We start from the raw sequence: 17761 nt of genomic DNA on the forward strand, positions 1-17761 counted from the left end.
TAATAATCTATGGTGAAAAGATTGAGATTTTTGACAGTAGCTCTTTTTGTGATGCTTGCTGCTGTGATGCAAGCTCAGGTAACCAATTCCAGTATGAGCGGACGGGTTACCGATGCTGAGGGGGCCGTTATCGGTGCAACGGTGATTGCTACACACCAATCTTCAGGAACAACTTATGGTACTGTAACCAACTTGGAGGGCCGCTTCAACCTAAACGGTATGCGAGTAGGCGGACCGTATACCGTAGAAATTTCTTACATCGGATATGGTACAAGCACAACCAACAACATAACGTTGAGTTTAGGTGAGAACTATGTATTGAATGTGGTGCTCTCTGAAGAAGCCACTTCGTTGGATGAGATTGTGGTTACTGCACTTCGCACCAAATTTTCCACAGAGAAAACTGGGGCAGTGACCAATATTACCAATGACCAGATCGCTAATTTGCCTACTGTAAGCCGCAGTATTATGGACGTTACCCGTCTTTCACCTTATGGAGGCAATGGCATGAGCTTTGCCGGCACCGATGGCCGTACGGCTAACTTTACTGTGGATGGAGCTAATTTCAACAATAACTTTGGTTTGAGTGACAGGCTCCCTGGTGGAGGCAATCCTATCTCTCTTGAAGCGATTGAAGAATTGCAGGTTGTTATCGCTCCATACGATGTTCGTCAGACCAACTTTATCGGGGGCGGCGTGAACGCCATTACTAAATCGGGCACAAATACTTTCAAAGCCACCGCATACGTATATCATAGGAATGAGAACCTGAGGGGTGATGCGGTGAAAGGCCAGCAGATTCAGGGTGCCCGTGAGAAAGACCGTAATACCACCTACGGTTTCACTATTGGTGGTCCCATTATTAAAAATAAATTGTTTTTCTTCGTAAACGGAGAAATGGCTAAAATACCAACAATTGCCAATCGTTGGAGAGCTTCAATAAATGGTGTGGCAGATCCGGACAATTATATCTCCCGCACAACCGAAAGTGATCTGAAGAGAGTTTCAGATTTCGTGCGAAGTGAATATGGATACGAAACGGGATCTTACACTAGTTTTCCAGCGGATGAAAGCAATAGCAAACTTCTTGCTCGTTTGGATTGGAACATCAACAACCAGCATCGCCTGGCTCTGCGTTATAACTACACCAAAAACCTTTCATGGATATCACCCAATGCAACCTCCATGGACGGGGGTACCCGTGTGTCGGAGGCCAGAATGTCTAAAGCCTCCATGGCTTTTGCCAACTCTATGTATTCAATGGACAACCTGGTTCATTCATTCTCTTTCGATTTGAACAGCCGCTTGTCTGACAACCTTTCTAACCAATTTCTGGCTACTTTCTCAAAGCTTGACGATCTTCGTGGAACGAATTCAACAGAGTTCCCTTTCATTGATATTTTAAAAAAAGATGCGGAAAATAACGATCAAGCCTATATGTCTCTGGGATATGAACTTTTCACCTGGAACAACGGTGTTCACAACAACGTGTTGAACATCAAGGATGAGTTGACCCACTTTATGGGGAATCACAAAATCGTGGGAGGTATAGCATACGAATATAAGATGGCGGATAATGCTTATATGCGTAACGGCACCGGATATTATCGCTACACTAGTCTTGACGACTTTTTAAACGGAGGAGTACCTGAAATTGTAAACCTTACCTATGGTTACGATGGCAAAAGCAATCCTGCCGCTCGCGTGAGAACGAACAAAATCGGTGCATACGCACAGGATGATTGGAGTGTTAGTGAAATACTCAAACTTTCATATGGACTCCGTATAGATGGGTTGTTCTTCAACAACAGTGACCTGATGACGAACAAAGCGATCTACGATATTGATTATTCCGGCCGTCATATCGACACCGGTAAATGGCCTTCTGCAAGTGTTATTCTCTCTCCTCGTGTTGGTTTTGTATGGGATACCTATGGAGACAAGAGCCTGAAAGTGCGTGGAGGTACCGGTCTCTTCTCCGGAAACCTGCCTCTTGTGTTTTTTACCAATATGCCTACCAACGGCGGGATGGTGCAGTATCAGGCACAAATAAATGGCAAGACCAAAGTTTATGATGGGAAGACACAGAAAATTGTTAAAGGGTACGAGGGCTATAGTGGTTCGTACACTACGGACGCTGATGGAAACAGATTTGTTGATATGACGCAGTTTGCCGGCGGCCTTGTCACGGATGACAACGGAAAAGCGACCATCTCTGCCCTTTATAATAAATTGGCTTCATTGGGTTATCCTACAACCATATCACCTGAAGACGGGACGGTTCCTTCGGCGATTGCAGCCGTAGATCCGGATTTTAAAATGCCACAAGTATGGAAAACATCGCTTGCCGTTGACTATGCATTACCAACCTCTTTCCCATCGTCGGTAACGGTAGAAGGAATCTTTAACAAAACCATCAACGGTGTTTCTATTTCCGACTGGAGCACTCCATCGGTAGGTGGTTTTGCCCGTTTCAACGGCGTGGACAATCGCCCGATTTATCCCGATGGTTATCGTACCGGTACCAAGGCATTTGTGCTGGAAAACACCAGTCGGGGTTATGGCTGGTCGACCAATATCACCCTCAACGCCCAACCAACAGAATCGCTCAGCCTGATGGCAGCGTACACACATACAGTTGCTAAAGACGTAACCGGTATGCCCGGATCGAACGCTGAATCTGCATTTACATACGTTCCAACAGTAGAAGGGCCCAACCACATCAAGCTGCACAACTCGCAGTACAACACACCCGATCGTCTCGTAGCTTCGTTGACTACCCACGACAAGAGCGGTAATCACTATAGCCTGATCTATGAAGGATGGCGCGGTGGGGCAAACTATTCCTACATGATGGTTAACGATATAAATGGCGACGGTTACAATTACGATGCGATCTACGTGCCTACTGACGATGAAGTCGCAAAGAACCAATTCCGCTTTGTCTCGGAAGGCGACAAAACGCGTTTTATGGACTATGTGCATGCCAATGATTATTTGAAAAACCAGCAAGGAAAGTATGCTGAAGCCTATAGCGTTTACTCACCCTGGGTACATCGTATCGACTTTAGCTACAAACACGATTTTGTTGTCAATACAGGCAAAGACAAGCATAAGCTACAGCTTAGCCTGGATGTAAAAAACGTGATGAACCTGTTCAACAATAGTTGGGGTGTGGCCAAATATTTGAATCCGGAAATAGGTACGGAAGCTCGTATCCTCAAATACGAAGGTGTTGATGCCGACGGTGTGGCTACATTCTCTACACCTGCTTCTATCAATGGCGATACCAAAACATTCACTCCAAGCTACTCTTTGGGGCAGTGCTGGTATGCTTCAATTGGTATCAAGTATATTTTCAACTAATTAAAAGTATAGACAATATGAAATTAAAATATATATTTCCATTATTCATCGCAATACTAACCTTGATGATTAGTTGTGCCGATGAAGAGAGTGTGACGCTGCTTGATGAAATTCAGGTATCGTCGTCCTACGTAGCTATCCCTATGAAAGGCGGTTCCACAAGCATTACCGTAACGGCTAAAGAGAGCTGGACGGCAGAGAAAGTTACTACCGATAAAAATAAGGTCGAATGGTTGACGATATCGACAACCACGGGAAATGCCGGTGAAACAGAACTTACGTTCACCGCCCCGGAAGCCGTCGATGGCCGCGCCGCGGAGGTGCTGCTTCATTGTGGAGGCAAAACGCAGCGAATCAACATCGGTCAAGGTGTAGTAAAAGCTACCGCAGCTAAGGTGGCTGAAGTGAATGCCGGTCCCGATGGAAAAACTTTCCGCGTAACGGGTGTTTGTACAAAAATTGAAAACACCACCTATGGCAACTGGTTTATTACCGACAAAACAGGTACGCTATATATTTATGGTACGCTTGACAAAAAGAACGCTGAGAAAAACTTCTTGAGTTTAGGGCTTGAAGTGGGCGATGAAGTAACCGTTGAAGGGCCGAAATCTACCTATAAAGGAACGCCCCAACTGGTAAAAGTAACGGTTGTCGAAATCAACAAATCACTGGTGAAAGTTGATTCTGTTGAAAACGAAGTGCTTCCTGTTGAAGGGGGTGAATTCACCGCATACCTTACCTGCAAAGGGCAGGGCGTATCGGTGGAAATTCCGGAAGATGCCAAATCATGGTTGTCAATTTCCTCCATCCAATCGGCAGGAACGAATGCTGTCGTGAAATTCAAGGCTGCTGCCAATACCGGGGGAGATCGTGGAACCATCCTCACATTCCGTACCACTGACGGATCTAAAGAGTATAGTACAGAAACAACGCTGAGCCAAAAAGGAGCCATTGTGAAAGCCTCGGTGGCAGAATTTATTGCTGCTGCAGTGGGCGACACGCAATACCGTTTGACCGGTGTGATCACCAGCATTGCCCATGCAACCTATGGCAATTTATACATAAGAGATTTTTCTGGTGAAACCTATGTGTATGGTATCAAAGATTTCACAACTAAAGGTTTGAAAGTTGGTGACATCATCACCATTGTGGGCAAACGTGCCGAATATAAAGGTACTCCTCAGGTTGCTTCTGCCGTGTTGGAGAGCGTTATTCCGGTAACGGCTGCTACCATTGCCGAGGTGTTGACCAAACCCGATTCCAGCCAGGATTACTATATGGTAACCGGTGAAATTACATCGATTGCTGATGCGGTGTACGGAAATCTATATTTGAAAGACGGCGGCAGTGAGATTTATCTGTATGGTTGTTATCCGGGGTATGGCGCAACCGGCGATGCCAGAAAGAACCTGTTGGCTACCAAAGGTATTAAGGTTGGAGATACATTAACCGTTATTGCGACTAAGAGTTCTTATAGTGGAGCAGCTCAACTTGCAAATGGTTTCTATTTCAGCCACGTAAGCGCAGAATAAATAATACGTAACACTCGATAAGCAACGTAACATACAGCCTGAGTTGTGTTACAGATCATAAACACCGCGTAACAATAATTTGTTATGCGGTGTTTACTGTAGTCAGGTGAATACATTTTTTTGCTAATTTCTGTGTGGTTGTAATATTTTTTTGCCCATTTTCGCTAAAAAGAATATCTTTGAGGAAAAATTATGAGAATATCGTATAAAACACTCATGAGATGAAAATCACACAAGGTTATGATGAATGTCTTGTGTATTGACTCTTGAGTCTAATTTTTAATTATATGAAAACATTACAGGTGCCAAGACAAAATCTTTCACAACTTGAAACAGTATTCGATAAGATAAAGATGCTTCATGAAGCCGGAGCTGAGGCGCTTATCGATCAGGTGAACTGGAAGGAAGACTTCTCCAAAACCCTGCCCGTAATAGTGAGGGTAGCACATGACGGGGAAATGCTCTACCTTTTTTATATGGTAACGGGTGAGGCTGTCCGTGCAGTAAATACTGAAGACTTCGGATCGGTATGGGAAGATAGCTGTGTGGAATTCTTTATGCAACGTGAAGGAGAAAGCGGTTATCGCAATTTTGAGTGTAATGTGTTGGGAGTACTACTTTCACGCTCTCATGAAACAAGAGAAAAAGGAGTTCCTCAAACAGAAAATATGGCATCCATTTTCAGGCATGGCACCATCTGTCACAGATATGAAGGAGAAAGGCAGGTGAGCGACTGGACCATGTATCTTGAAATACCAAAAAAAGCATTGGGATTCGGTAACCATGAATCACTTTCCGGGCAAAAGATCAGAGCGAATTTCTACAAATGTGGCGATGAGACTCCCGAACCTCACTTTTTAAGCTGGAATCCTATCGACCTTCCTAAACCTAATTTTCATGTTCCTCAGTTTTTTGGACTATTAGAGCTAGAGTAACCAGTTGAGAGTAGATATTTTTAAACAGATTTAAAATATTAATGACAGATCATATGAACAAACTAAAAGAGATTGTATTTCAATTCATCGGACACGATGACAACGTGGAAATTAAACCGTTAGGAAAAGGGCACATAAACGATTCTTACAAAGTGGTAACAACTGGTAAAGAGTATGTGCTGCAACGCATTAATCACCATATTTTTAAAAATGTTTCTGAATTACAGAATAATATCTTCAGGGTAACCAACCATATCCGTAAAAAACTTCAGGGAAAAGGGGTTACGGATATAGAACGAAAGGTGCTAACAATGGTTCCTACTCAAGAAAGGGCATTGTATTACAAAGATGATTCGGGTAATTACTGGAGAATGATGGATTTTATAAAAGATAGCAAGAGCTACGATGATATAAATCCAGAACTGGCTTATCGTGCCGGAATGGCTTTCGGAGATTTTCAGAAGATGCTTTCCGATCTTCCGGGAGAACCGCTGTTTGAAACCATTCCAAACTTCCACAATATGGAATCACGTTTGGAGACTTTTAAAGAGGCTGTGAAGGCCGACAAGGCAGGGCGACTGAAAGAAGTGTCCGGTCTGGTAAAGGAGATTGAAGATCGTGCTGAAGAGATGTGCAAGGCGGAGAGATTGCACAGGGAAGGGAAACTTCCGAAACGTACAAATCATTGTGATACAAAGGTAAATAATGTTCTGTTCGACGAAAACGATCATGTGTTATGCGTGGTAGACCTTGATACTGTGATGCCGGGTTTTGTACTTTCCGACTTTGGCGATTTTATTCGTACAGGGGCCAATAAAGGAGCTGAAGATGATAAAAATCTCGATAACGTATCAGTTGATCTGGAAATCTTTGAAGCATATGCCAAAGGCTATCTGCAAAAAGCTTCTTCATTCCTTACTGATGTGGAAATTGAAAATCTTGCTTTTGGTTCAAAATTGCTTACATATATGCAGACTGTACGCTTTTTTACCGATTACATTGATGGAGATACTTATTATAAGATCGCTTATCCCGAGCATAATCTGGTGCGTACCAAAGCACAGTTTAAACTGTTGCAGAGCCTGGAGGAAAATTTTGATGAGATGCAGAATATTGTAATGAAAGCTGCTGTAAAGTAGTTTGATTTGGAATATCGTATTTCAAACTTCTGATAATAAATATATAGATTAAAACAAGCGGTGTAAGAAAAATTTACTATCTTTGCACCGCTTTATTTTGAGTAGAAAAAAGTGGCAAAGTATAGCTTGTACAATATTTCCCTGAAAAATCTTTCCGCGGGGATTCATACTTTTGAGTATGACCTGGATAGGAAATATTTTGAAACCATCGATGGCGATGAAGTGAAGAAAGGGAACGTGAAGGTGACGGTAAACGTGAAAAGAACGTCATCTACTTTCGAATTAAATATAGTTTTGAAAGGCGTTATTCAGGTCCCCTGTACACGGTGTTTAGATGATATGGACCTGGAAGTGGATTCTAAAAACAGGCTGATAGTGAAATTCGGAAAAGAGTATTCCGAAGAGAGCGACGAGATCGTAATCATCCCCGAGGACGAAGGGGAGATAAACATTGCCTGGTTTCTTTATGAATTTGTTGCTCTGGCTATCCCTATAAAACATGTGCATCCTGCAGGAGAATGTAACAGGACTGTGTATTCGAAATTGCGCAAACATCGTGCTGTAAGTTCCGATGAGGATGAAGAAGAAGGCGAGGCTGCCGATGAAGACAACTATCCGGATGATGATGATGATGATACACAAGCAAACGATCCCCGATGGGATACCCTCAAAGGATTGAATTTAGACGAGAATTGATTATATAACAGTAAAATTAAATATACAAATGGCACATCCAAAAAGAAGACAGTCTTCTGCAAGACAAGGAAAAAGAAGATCACACGACCATGCCAAACTGCCCACAATGGCAATTTGTCCAAACTGTGGTGCATGGCATATATATCACACAGTTTGCAATGAGTGCGGCTACTATAGAGGAAAATTGGCTATAGAAAAAAATGTGACGGCATAATTATTCCTAAATACAATTTTTCGAAATAAAAGACCCTGAAATGTCATGATAACTTTCAGGGTTTTTTTCTCACAAATAATTTATACGACGATGAAACGACTAAATGCCGTAATCACCGGTATAACAGCAAGTGTACCCGACTACATATTAACCAACGAGGAGCTCTCAACAATGGTGGATACATCGGATGAGTGGATAATGACACGTGTTGGAATTAAAGAAAGACGAATCCTTAAGGGTGAACAACAGGGTATTTCGGTGTTAGGAACAAAGGCAGTGAAAGAGTTACTGGCAAAAACCGGGACACTTCCGGAGGAGGTAGAGGCTGTTGTTTTTGCAACTTCAACGCCCGATCATATTTTTCCTTCCGCAGCTTCCATAGTTGCAGAGAACGCAGGTATCAAAAATGCCTTCTGTTTCGATATGGAAGTAGCATGTTCCGGTTTTATATATGGATTGGAAATATGTAACGGATTAATCAAAACAGGGAAATACAAGAAAATTATTTTACTAGCAGGCGATAAAATGTCTTCCATAACCGATTATAAGGACCGTACAACATGTCCTCTGTTCGGTGATGCTGCAGGAGCTGTACTTATTGAACCTACCGAAGAAGAGTTGGGAATTATTGATGTTAAACTTCACACAGATGGATCGGGGTATCAGCCGCTGCAGATGAAGGCCGGTGGAAGCAGATTCCCGGCAACTCATGAAACGGTTGATAAATCGGAACATACAGTGAAACAGGATGGTAAAGTGGTGTTTAAAAATGCGGTTTCTCGAATGGCAGAGGTATCACTCGATATTATGAATCGAAATAACCTCACCGCCGACTATGTAGACTGGTTGGTCCCTCATCAGGCTAATATGCGTATCATCGATGCTACAATTCAACGTACAGGCTTGCCACGCGAAAAGGTAATGATAAATATTGAACGGTATGGAAACACCAGTGCCGGGACCATCCCCCTCTGCTTGTGGGAATGGGAATCCAGGTTGCGAAAAGGTGATAATGTAATCCTTACTGCATTTGGAGCTGGCTTTTCATGGGGTAGCGTTTACCTGAAATGGGGATACAACGGAAACAAACAGTAATTACAGAAGAATGTAAGAAATGCAGCAATTAAAACATCGTTCCGGTTTTGTTAATATTGTGGGAAATCCCAACGTGGGGAAATCCACATTGATGAACCGGCTGGTAGGAGAGAAGATATCAATAATCACAGCAAAAGCTCAAACAACGCGTCACCGTATTGTCGGAATTGTAAATACCCCTGATTATCAAGTTGTATATTCAGATACGCCGGGAGTGCTGCGCCCAAATTATAAGCTGCAGGAATCGATGCTGAACTTCTCCTTATCTGCTTTAGAAGACGCAGATGTGTTGCTATATGTAACAGATGTAGTTGAGAAGATAGATAAGAATGATGAATTTCTTGTCAAAGCACAACAGTTGGATTTACCTCTGTTGTTGCTAATAAATAAGATAGACCAGTCCAACCAGGGGGAGCTTGAGAGGTTTGTAGAACAATGGAAAGAATTGCTACCAAAAGCAGAGATATATCCTATATCAGCATTAAATAATTTTGGCGTAGATATTGTTCAGAAGCGGATCCTGGAACTTCTCCCAGACTCACCTCCCTATTTTGGGAAAGATGCACTCACCGATAAGCCTGCCCGTTTTTTTGTTGCTGAGATCATCCGCGAAAAAGCTCTGTTGATCTATCAGAAAGAGGTGCCTTACTCAATTGAGGTTGTAGTGGAAGAATTTAAAGAGGAGATTGATATCATTCGTATTCGTGCTATTATTCTTGTAGAGCGTGAAACTCAGAAAGGTATAGTCATTGGTCATAAAGGCGATGCACTGAAAAGGCTTGGAATAATGGCACGAAAAGACATTGAGCTCTTCTTCGAGAAAAAAATATTTCTGCAACTCTATGTCAAGGTCGAGAAGGACTGGCGCAACAGAGATAATATGCTGAGGACATTCGGATACAAGCTCGATTGATTTTTTATTTATAATTTGTTATATTACGAGTTGCAACAGCTGTAGCTTTGTATCTTTTTGACTTCATATAGCGTGGAGTATTAGCTATATATCCCGATTCTAAAAAACTAATAATTATGCAAAACTTAGTAGCCATAGTAGGACGCCCCAACGTAGGAAAATCCACACTGTTCAACCGGTTGACACAGAGCCGTCAGGCCATTGTAACAGAGACAGCAGGGACCACTCGCGATCGCCAGTACGGAAAAGTGAACTGGAACGGTCAGGAGTTTTCGTTGGTTGATACCGGTGGATGGGTGGTAAACTCCGAGGATATTATGGAGGATGAGATAAACAAACAGGTACGCATTGCCATTGAGGAGGCAGATGTAATTCTTTTTGTGGTTGACGTGATGAACGGCTTAACTGATCTGGATTCGAGTGTGGCGCAGATGCTGCGCAGATCGGATAAGAAAGTAGTAGTGGTTTCCAATAAATCTGACAACTTCGATCTTGGGCATCAATCTGCTGAATTTTATTCGCTCGGCCTGGGTGACCCGTTTAACGTGTCTGCAATAAATGGTTCAGGAACAGGTGACCTGCTTGACCATATCCTTGCACTGTTTTCGAAAGATAGCGAGGAGGAAATTGTAGAGGATATTCCAAAATTCGCAGTAGTAGGACGCCCCAATGTGGGTAAATCATCTATCATAAATGCACTTCTTGGTGAAGAAAGGAGCATAGTGACTGATATTGCCGGTACAACACGCGATTCAATCTACTTGCGCTATAATAAGTTCGGTATGGATTTTTACCTTATAGATACTGCCGGTATACGAAAAAAAGGGAAAGTAACGGAAGACCTGGAGTATTTTTCAGTCATACGTTCCATAAGGGTTATCGAAAATGCCGATGTATGTGTGCTAATGGTAGATGCAACAAGAGGAATTGAGAGCCAGGATTTGAATATATTTTCACTTATCCAGAAAAACCGCAAAGGGTTGGTTGTGTTTGTCAATAAGTGGGATTTGGTTGAAGAGAAAGACAATATTGTGATGAAAACGTTCGAAAATGCTATTCGAAATAGACTGGCTCCCTTTACCGATTTTCCAATTATTTTCGGATCGTCTTTAACAAAACAGCGAATTCTTAAAGTAATGGATACAGCCAAAGAGGTTTATCAGAATAAAAAACGCAAAATTGCTACCAGCAAACTTAACGAAGTGCTTTTGCCCATAATCGGAAAAACTCCTCCTCCGGCAAATAAGGGTAAATATATTAAGATTAAATATATTACTCAGCTGCCTAATACACAAGTGCCTTCGTTTGTATTCTTTTGCAACCTGCCTCAATGGGTTAAAGAACCATATAGGCGCTTCATAGAGAACAGAATGCGTGAGAACTGGAATTTCTCAGGAACGCCTATAAATGTATTCTTCAGGGAAAAATAATAACCTGCTTCTTTTTATCTGGCTTAAAGATAAAACTTAAGCTAGCTTAATATTCAAGATAAACTCAATTTAGTTATCGTTCCAAAGATTAAAGATAACACTTAAGCAAATTTCATATTTTCATCTTTTAACCGTTATTTTAGTTTAACTATAAAGATTTTATTCATTGGCAGGTAAATAAAACACCTTCCAATGCATCATTACGCATGTAACTTACGTATTTACGAAAAAAAATGAATTAATCTTATGCAATCACAAAAAAAATGCCTTAATTTGTGTAACTTTTAAATTAGTATACGACGATAAAATCTGCTATCGTATATTAAAAAAAGAAAATTTGAAACGTAACATCTCGTTTAAAAGGAACGAGTATAATGATGAGGGACTACTGATGGATACGAAAAACAATATTGAGAGCGAAAAACTAACCGTCGACGAAAAAACAACAATTAACAATCCTAATCCTGATACAAAGGAACAAGGGTCGACTTTAAAAGGTAATTATCAGGAAATATCTATAGAAGAAGATCCTATGGATGAGCTACTGGAAGAGGTCGCAACAGAATCAACGAAAGAATCAGAAACGGAAGCAACCGTGAGAGCAGGAGTGAAAGTTGAAGAGACTGCTGCTTATGAAATAATTTCTGTTGAAGATAGTGCCGCAGAAGTGCCGTCCGAAGAAGCTACTACCGCAGAAATTAATGCCGAAAATCCAGAGGTTGTACCCAATTTGAATATAACTCAAACTGATGATGAAACTGGAAAGGATAAGGCTGAGAGCCAGACAGCCGAGAGTGTTGCCGCCAAAAAAAATTCTGATCTAAAGGTAAATGCTGAGCCTTCAGCTTTAGAGCCGGAAGCAACCGCGCCTGTAACTTCAGAGCCCGAAGCAACCGAACCTTCAGCTTTAATTAAAACTTCTTCAGAAGAGAAAACAAAAGGAGATGAGTCCGATATTGATTATGTTTTGGAAGATGGAGTTGAAGAGGAGGAGTCCGAAGATGAAGACGACGATGTGGATGAAAATACTGTATCTGAAGATAGTGGTATTTCTCTGCTTCCAATAGATGAAATTGTACAACACCTTCGTGATTTGCTAAATTCTGAAAATCCGAAAAGAAAGGATGTTGATGAATATAAAAATCAGTTCTATCGTTCATTACGAAATGAGATTGAAGCTCAGAAACAGATTTTTATGTCTGAAGGGGGAGAAGAGATTGACTTTGTTGCAAAAGAATCTGAAATTTTTATCGAAGGTAAAGATCTGCTTCAGAAAATAAAGGAAAAACGAGCAGCAATTCTTGCAAAAGAGGAGAAAGAAAAAGAGAAGAATGTAGCACGTAAACTGGCAATTATTGAACAGATAAAAGTACTGACCGAGAATCAGGGACAGGAAGATTTCAATAAAATTTACCAGGAGTTCAAAAATCTTCAGCAGGAGTGGAGCGAAATTAAACTGGTTCCACAGTCAAAAGTCAATGAGTTATGGAGATCTTATCAGCGCTACGTTGAAAAGTTTTACGATCTGGTTCGAATTAATAACGAATTCAGGGAGTACGACTTCAAGAAGAACCTTGAATTGAAAACTGAACTTTGCGAAGCGGCTGAAAGGCTCGACGATGAAAAGGATGTGATCTCCGCATTCCATCAGTTGCAAAATCTCCATCAAGAATGGAGGGAGATTGGGCCTGTTTCCAGAAAAGAGAGAGAGCTTATCTGGGATAGGTTTAAAGAAGCATCTACCAATATCAACAAAAAATATCAGGCTCACTTTGAAGAGCTGAGAGGGAAAGAGACCGAAAACCTGGAATTGAAAACAGCTCTGTGTGAAAAGCTTGAAGCAATAGACTACAGTCAGTTTAAAACCATTAAAGACTGGAATAATAAGGTGAAGGAAGTGCTTGAAATACAGTCGCAATGGCGCCAAATTGGCTTTGTGCCTAGAAAATGGAATACTAAGATATATAAACGCTATCGCGCTGCATGCGATATGTTTTTCAAGAGCAAGAACAACTTCTATAAGTCTCTTCGTGGAGAGATGGAAGAGAACCTGAAGAAAAAGACAATCCTCTGCGAACGCGCCGAAGAAATGAAAGATAGTAGGGACTGGAAGAAAACTACTCAGGATATGATCGAAATTCAGAAAGAGTGGAAAAGTATTGGCATCGTTCCTTACAAATATGTTGACAGTATCTGGAAGAGATTTATCACAGCATGCGATTATTTCTTTGAACAGAAGAAGTTACATACTTCATCGCAATATGAAGAAGAGACTAGAAATCTTGAAGCTAAACGAGCAGTTGTCAAGACAATCAACAATCTTGATAACTCATTGAGTGTTGACAAAGCGTTAGAGGAGTTGCGTGAATTGATGGACGAGTGGTACTCAATAGGGCATGTTCCGTATAAAATTAAGGATCGCATCTATCGCGAATTTTATGAAGCTACCGAAGCTCAGTTCGATCGCTTGAATATTGACAAGGCTGAACGTAAACTGGAAAGTTTCAAAACCAATATCTCCGATATGGCAAAGTCCGGAAATGCTAAAGGACAACTTCTCCGTGAACGTGACAGGCTTATGCGCCAATATGAACGTATGAAAGGGGAATTACAGACCTATGAGAATAATATTGGCTTCCTTTCCGTTTCATCCAAGAAAGGGAATCATCTTCTCGACGACATGAACCAGAAGATGGAAAAAATAAAATCGGAACTGCAGCTAATTGTCAAAAAAATCGGGGCCATTGATGCGGAATTATAATGATGTATGAGTCTGCTTGAAAAAGTCTCAAATTAGAAGATTTGATATCATAATCACTTGAAAATCAAATATTATATTTTCACAAAACGACTTATTAAAGTGGACTCATGTATTGATTCACTAGATAATAATCAAGGGGGCTGTTTCAAAAGGGCAGCTTCTTTTTTGATTTTTTATGCTGCTGTTTTCTCAATACTTCGGTAAATATTAAATTAACTAATTAAAATTCAATGATTTACATAACATAGTTTAACATAAAAAAGATGGTTAAGTAGCTGGCTATCAGCATCTTTACAGTATTTCGAAGCACTTTGAAGATGGATAAAACCAGCGTACTTAACCAATATAGAGGTGGACTTGCAAACTTAATTGAGACAAAAAGTTAAGCGACATTTTTAATTGATTCTTTTTTAAGATTATACTGATTCCAGAATTCATCAATGGTTAAGTTACCCAATGCTGAGAATCTCCTTTTATGATTATACCAGGATTCAATATATTCAAATACATACAAGCGCATTTGCTCTCTTGTTTTGAGTTTGGTACCATAGACCAATTCAGATTTGAAAGTTTTGAAAAAGCTTTCATCCACGGCATTATCCCAGCAATTGCATTTTCCGCTCATGCTTTGTTCCAGCTTCAAGGATTTCAACAGGTTTACAGTTTGTCTGCAGGCATACTGGATGCCCGGTCAGAATGAAATATCATTCCTTCTACAAAAGGTCTGTTCCTGCCCTGCCATCCTGATGGCCGGAACTACGGTATGGGATATAAGGTCAGGTCAGAGACACACGCTTTCACAGGCTCATTCTGATTAAACCTGCGATTCAGCAGATTTGGTGCAACCTTATAGTTGTGAGAGGCATCCGTCGTCACTTTGAATCGTTTCGAGAGTTTGCTGCGCAAGCCCATTTCTTTCATATGGCATGCTACAGTGGTTCTCGAGACAGGAGTTCCGGATACCTGCAAATCCTTCGCCAGCCGGGGGCTTCCATTGCGTCCCTTGGCAGCAAAATATGCATCCCTGATCTTTTCATCCAGCTCCATATATTTGCGCATGCGTTGGCCCTCCGGATCTTTAAGCCAGCGGTAATAACTGTTCCCGGGTACTTTCAATACTCTGCACATCACCTCGATCGTCCATTGTTTCGAGTTATATTCCTTTATGAAGAGATAGATCAACGATCTCTCCTGGAGATGATGCTCAAAGCTTTTTTTAATATGTCCCGCTCCGTTTCAGCCTCGCCAAGACGTTTTTCCAGTTCAGCAATCCTTTTGTTGTCTTCAGTTAATGACTGGACTCCGTGTCCGGGGAAACTGGCTTCCCCTTTCTGCTGGTATTCTTTCCGCCAACGATATAAAAGAAAGGGTGCAATACCCAATTCCTGTGCAAGCTCGGAAATATTCATGCGTTCTAAACTGAGTTTGACCGCATTCTCTTTGAATGCCTTGTCAAAATGGGTTCTTTGTTTACTCATATTACACAAAAATAAGCTTTTATGCTTAACTCTGTGTCCTGGCTAAGTTAGTAATTCCAAGGTATCTGTAGTGATGTTCCTGGTAAACTAACTACGAAGTTAAACAAAAGTTTCAAATCATTCCTTATGGAGACGTTTATTTTATACCTGGTCATTCCCGGCAGGATTAATTTCCTACAATTGGGGAGATATGGCAAGTCGTGTGAACAGCGATTTCGCCAGAACTTCTCGAAGGATTTTGATTGGCTGGAGTTTAACTTGTCTTTGTCTGACAAGGTATTAACCGGAGATCGCAAGGCTATTGCCATTGATCCCAGTTATATATCCAAATCCGGAAAGAATACCCCCTGGATTGGTTACTTCTGGTCGGGTGCAGCCGGTCAGGCGAAAAGAGGATTGGAAATCCTGGGAGTAGGCCTTATCGACATTGATAACAAGGATTGCATAAGTCTACAGGCCGTTCAGACTCCGGACCGTCAAACCCTGGAGAATCGCGATGCGAACCTGATCGACTGGTACCTGCTGGTCCTTGAATCGATGCGGGATAAACTCCATCGGACAAGCCGTTACGTGGTTGCTGATGCCTACTTCGCAAAGAACAACTTCGTTACGGGTCTGCAGGAGATGAAGTTTGATCTGGTCAGCCGTTTCAGGTGTAAGCTACCCCTTTTTAGGACAGTCTTTGATTAGACTGCTAAATTAGTTATTTATGTATACAATGTTATGATGTCGGACAGATTTTTGATAAGCCACTCCCAATACTAGACGATACAGCGGGCAAGACTGCCCGCCAGGGCACTCGTCTTGGCCTTGACCGCTGTAGTGGCTAGTGTTACCTTTGCTTGTCAAAACATCTGTCATACTGCTTCCTTTCGTTTTATCAGTTCTTCCCTATACTCAAAGGGTGTCATGTTGTCCAACGCCTCATGGGGCCGTTCTTCGTTGTAGTCATTCCGCCAGGCTTCTGTCAGTTCCCTGACTTCAGACAAGTTTCGGAAAATGTATCTGTCAAGTACAGCCCTTCTGTAGCTTCCGTTGAAGCGTTCAATGTAGCCGTTCTGGGTGGGTTTACCAGGCTGAGTATACATAATGTTTATCTCATTGCCTTTACACCAATCTTTGAACACCTGGGCGATAAACTCAGGACCATTGTCGCAGCGTATGTTCTTTGGTTTGCCATTAAGCCATAAGACCTTTTCCAGAACTTTGATGACACGCTTTGCCGGCATGGACATCGATATCTCCTGTGTCACGGCAATCTTGCAGGCATCATCTATGATATTAAGAACACGGAATTGTCTTCCGCACTCAATCCTGTCACTGACAAAGTCAATGGACCAGGTAACATTGGGCTCTTTAGGCATAACCAGAGGATTCTTCACTCTTGCAGGCAGACGTTTCTTCAAACGGCTTCGCTTCTCATAGTGCATTGCCTTGTAAACCCTGTAAACCTTCTTGTGGTTCCATGTCTTACCCTCACGTCTCAGCCTTGAATAAATCTTCCAGAAGCCATCACCGAAGTTGGCGGCAGCACGGATTGCGTCTTCAACTTCAGTGTCATCTTTCTTGTCAGTATAATAGAAGTAGGAGCGATGGATGTCCATCAGCTTGCACGCCCGAGAGATGCTTATACCATATTCTTCCACTATATCTCCTGCCAATTCCTTCTTTACCTCGGGCTCTAGAGTTTTTTTTCGATGACCTCCTTCAGTATCTTGTTGTCAAGTGCAAGGTCAGCATACATCTGTTTCAACGTGCGGTTCTCATCTTCAAGCTCTTTGAGACGTTTAACCTGACTGATCTCCATTCCACTATACTTGGACTTCCAATTATAAAGGGTAGCCCTGGATATATTGTAGTCACGAGCTACAACTGCGGCATCCACCCCACTTTCAAGTTGATGGACTGCCTTTACCTTCTCTGACTCACTGTGTACTTTTTTTTTCATTTTATTTCCTATGCCAAACAAAGTTAATAATTTTGTCTAACTCGGAACTGTCCTACAAATAGGGAAGGTTACACAGGGATGACGCCGCACTCTATTATCCAACACTGCAGAAACCAACGGGCAAGAAAGGCAGACCTAAACTCTACGACGGAAAGATTGACATGGCCAACCTGGATACAACCAGAGTGCAAAAGATCAATATTGATAACGGTGATCTCTACACCTTGATAGCCTATTCAAAATCTCTTAAACAG

General features: G+C 41.7%; 16 protein-coding genes. 11 read left to right on the forward strand and 5 right to left on the reverse strand.

The features are described from left to right. The first annotated feature begins 9 nt into the window (after positions 1 to 9). From KDN43_RS09265 to KDN43_RS09310, 10 genes are all read left to right on the forward strand, one after another. Entirely contained in the window at positions 10 to 3366 is a 3357-nt protein-coding gene (locus tag KDN43_RS09265; protein ID WP_238841689.1) for a TonB-dependent receptor, read from the forward strand. 17 nt (positions 3367 to 3383) lie between these two features. Further along, complete coding sequence (locus KDN43_RS09270; protein ID WP_238841690.1) at positions 3384 to 4898, forward strand: BACON domain-containing protein; 1515 nt, start codon at positions 3384 to 3386, stop codon at positions 4896 to 4898. Positions 4899 to 5185: 287 nt separating this feature from the next. Next, positions 5186 to 5833: a carbohydrate-binding family 9-like protein gene (locus KDN43_RS09275; RefSeq protein WP_238841691.1), complete on the forward strand. Its 648-nt coding sequence runs from the start codon at positions 5186 to 5188 to the stop codon at positions 5831 to 5833. A 53-nt stretch (positions 5834 to 5886) separates the two neighbouring features. Next, positions 5887 to 6972 (forward strand): phosphotransferase enzyme family protein, encoded by a 1086-nt coding sequence (locus KDN43_RS09280; protein WP_238841692.1) that lies wholly within the window; start codon positions 5887 to 5889, stop codon positions 6970 to 6972. Positions 6973 to 7083: 111 nt separating this feature from the next. Beyond that, complete coding sequence (locus tag KDN43_RS09285; protein WP_238841693.1) at positions 7084 to 7668, forward strand: YceD family protein; 585 nt, start codon at positions 7084 to 7086, stop codon at positions 7666 to 7668. Between the two features lie 28 nt (positions 7669 to 7696). Beyond that, positions 7697 to 7882, forward strand: coding sequence for a 50S ribosomal protein L32 (gene rpmF, locus KDN43_RS09290; RefSeq protein WP_238841694.1), 186 nt, complete (start codon positions 7697 to 7699; stop codon positions 7880 to 7882). Positions 7883 to 7972: 90 nt separating this feature from the next. After that, complete coding sequence (locus KDN43_RS09295) at positions 7973 to 8977, forward strand: beta-ketoacyl-ACP synthase III (RefSeq protein WP_238841695.1); 1005 nt, start codon at positions 7973 to 7975, stop codon at positions 8975 to 8977. Positions 8978 to 8996: 19 nt separating this feature from the next. Continuing rightward, a complete protein-coding gene (gene era, locus KDN43_RS09300; RefSeq protein ID WP_238841696.1) occupies positions 8997 to 9890 on the forward strand; it encodes a GTPase Era in 894 nt (297 codons plus the stop codon). 116 nt (positions 9891 to 10006) lie between these two features. Beyond that, positions 10007 to 11320, forward strand: a complete 1314-nt coding sequence (gene der / locus KDN43_RS09305; RefSeq protein WP_238841698.1) for a ribosome biogenesis GTPase Der — start codon at positions 10007 to 10009, stop codon at positions 11318 to 11320. A gap of 955 nt (positions 11321 to 12275) precedes the next feature. Then, positions 12276 to 14081, forward strand: a complete 1806-nt coding sequence (locus KDN43_RS09310; RefSeq protein ID WP_407681790.1) for a DUF349 domain-containing protein — start codon at positions 12276 to 12278, stop codon at positions 14079 to 14081. Positions 14082 to 14463: 382 nt separating this feature from the next. On the opposite strand, the gene KDN43_RS09315 is transcribed toward KDN43_RS09310, so the two are convergent. The 3 genes from KDN43_RS09315 to KDN43_RS09325 all read right to left on the reverse strand — a co-directional run bounded on the left by KDN43_RS09315 (position 14464) and on the right by KDN43_RS09325 (position 15559). Then, positions 14464 to 14733 carry an IS3 family transposase gene (locus KDN43_RS09315; RefSeq protein ID WP_238841700.1) on the reverse strand — a complete coding sequence of 90 codons (270 nt, stop codon included), beginning with the start codon at positions 14731 to 14733 and terminating at the stop codon, positions 14464 to 14466. 104 nt (positions 14734 to 14837) lie between these two features. Then, positions 14838 to 15209, reverse strand: a complete 372-nt coding sequence (locus KDN43_RS09320; protein WP_238841701.1) for an IS3 family transposase — start codon at positions 15207 to 15209, stop codon at positions 14838 to 14840. A gap of 50 nt (positions 15210 to 15259) precedes the next feature. Next, complete coding sequence (locus KDN43_RS09325) at positions 15260 to 15559, reverse strand: transposase (protein ID WP_238841702.1); 300 nt, start codon at positions 15557 to 15559, stop codon at positions 15260 to 15262. Positions 15560 to 15685: 126 nt separating this feature from the next. Here KDN43_RS09325 and KDN43_RS09330 point away from each other — a divergent pair, with 126 nt between their 5' ends. After that, the gene (locus KDN43_RS09330) at positions 15686 to 16249 is read left to right on the forward strand and encodes a transposase (RefSeq protein WP_238841703.1); all 564 of its coding nucleotides are present in this window, start codon (positions 15686 to 15688) and stop codon (positions 16247 to 16249) included. 167 nt (positions 16250 to 16416) lie between these two features. Here the strand turns inward: KDN43_RS09330 and KDN43_RS09335 are convergent, their stop codons facing one another. Then, complete coding sequence (locus KDN43_RS09335; protein ID WP_238841704.1) at positions 16417 to 17220, reverse strand: IS3 family transposase; 804 nt, start codon at positions 17218 to 17220, stop codon at positions 16417 to 16419. 20 nt (positions 17221 to 17240) lie between these two features. Next, complete coding sequence (locus KDN43_RS09340; RefSeq protein WP_238841705.1) at positions 17241 to 17507, reverse strand: transposase; 267 nt, start codon at positions 17505 to 17507, stop codon at positions 17241 to 17243. Between the last annotated feature and the right edge of the window lie 254 nt (positions 17508 to 17761).

Source organism: Proteiniphilum propionicum (genome assembly GCF_022267555.1).
Taxonomy (GTDB): Bacteria; Bacteroidota; Bacteroidia; order Bacteroidales; family Dysgonomonadaceae; genus Proteiniphilum; species Proteiniphilum propionicum.